A 1,499-nucleotide genomic window follows, 5' to 3' on the forward strand; every position below is an offset into this window, starting at 1 on the left:
ACTGGATTGAATGATGCCGCCCCCTCGATGGAATCATGGCACCTCCGGGCATGGAAGAAATGACCGAGCAGATCAAGACCATGTTCTCGGGCCTGGGCAACCAGCGCAAGAAGGCGCGCAAGATCAAGATCAAGGAAGCCATGAAGCTGCTGATCGAGGAAGAAGCCGCCAAGCTGGTCAACGAGGAAGAACTCAAGCAGAAGGCCATCGCCAATGTCGAGCAGAACGGCATCGTCTTCCTGGATGAGATCGACAAGATCGCCACCCGCTCGCAGAACGGCAATGCCGATGTCTCGCGCGCAGGTGTGCAGCGCGACCTGCTGCCGCTGGTGGAGGGCACCACCGTCAACACCAAGTACGGCATGATCAAGACCGATCACATTCTCTTCATCGCGTCGGGTGCGTTCCATCTCTCCAAGCCTTCCGATCTGATTCCGGAATTGCAGGGACGCTTCCCGATTCGCGTGGAGCTGGATTCGCTGTCGATTGCCGATTTCGAGCGCATCCTGACCGGTACCGATGCCTGCCTGACCAAGCAGTACGAAGCGCTGCTGGCCACCGAAGGCGTGAAGATCGAATTCGCCGACAGCGGCATCAAGCGACTGGCCGAGATCTCGCATACGGTCAATGAGAAGACCGAGAACATCGGTGCGCGCCGTCTCTATACCGTGATGGAAAAACTGCTGGAAGAGATTTCCTTCACGGCGGGTGAGGCTGGTGTGGATGGGCTGCTCATCGATGCCGGGTATGTCAACGAGCGGCTGGGCGAGCTGGCCGTGGATGAGGACATGTCGCGCTACGTGCTGTAACGCGATGCTGTCATGACGCGCGCCGAGGCAAGGAGAATGTGATGGCCAACAAGACTTTGGGAACCCGGCAGAAGCTGAGTTTTCGCATCGAGCCATCGCAATCCAAGCCACGCAATCCGGTGGCGCTGGCCGCGCAGCAGCGTGCCGGAGGGGCCGGTGCGCATCGCAAGAATGCATCGGCGCAGCGTCAGCAATTGAAGTCGGAGCTGTTGAAGAAGCTGGCCGGTGATCCCAGGGAAGACAAGCAGGAGTGAGTGCAATGCATGGTTGTACAGGGATGGAAGGCGATGTTGCACCTGACCAGTCGCGTCCGCCAGAAACGTACGAAAATGTACGGATATGCGCAGCGAGTGACAACAAGTCTTGCTGGCTTGCTTAACAAGAGCCCATTGTTTGTTGCCAGCAAGATGTATCAAAATGTTAGAAATGACGAAAAGCGCCGGTAGGGATACCGGCGCTTTTTCCTTGATGCAGGCCGATAGCGGGACAGTCCTGCCGGAGCACATCCGAAAGCGGCGATAAAAAAATACAACAATTGCCTTTTCAATCTTTGGCTCCCGTCTAAAAAATGACTTCTATCGACCAAGGTGCAGTCATGGGCGACGAGAAGCATTAATGTTTGCCCATCCGACTGCAAGTGCGGATCCTCAAGACTATTTTTAGAGAAGGACGTCACATGAAAAAATCTCT

At 55.8% G+C, this 1,499-nt stretch carries 2 protein-coding genes and 1 pseudogene; 2 read left to right on the forward strand and 1 reads right to left on the reverse strand.

The window, feature by feature from the left end; genetic code table 11:
• Positions 1–809: pseudogene (gene hslU / locus I5W_RS14075) on the forward strand (ATP-dependent protease ATPase subunit HslU); the annotation flags it as partial.
• 41 nt (positions 810–850) lie between these two features.
• On the forward strand, positions 851–1,063 hold the full coding sequence (locus I5W_RS14080; RefSeq protein WP_034331863.1) for a hypothetical protein: 213 nt from the start codon (positions 851–853) through the stop codon (positions 1,061–1,063).
• A 158-nt stretch (positions 1,064–1,221) separates the two neighbouring features.
• Here I5W_RS14080 and I5W_RS32845 read toward each other — a convergent pair.
• Positions 1,222–1,499: hypothetical protein (locus tag I5W_RS32845; RefSeq protein WP_217284449.1), on the reverse strand; the 278-nt coding region annotated here is incomplete at its 5' end.

This window comes from Herbaspirillum sp. B65 (genome assembly GCF_000333555.1).
Lineage (GTDB): Bacteria > Pseudomonadota > Gammaproteobacteria > Burkholderiales > Burkholderiaceae_D > Herbaspirillum > Herbaspirillum rubrisubalbicans.

Coding starts and splice junctions, on each gene's coding strand:
- I5W_RS14080 (WP_034331863.1), top strand. CDS start 851: ATGGCCAACAAGACTTTGGGAACCCGGCAGAAGCTGAGTTTTCGCATC.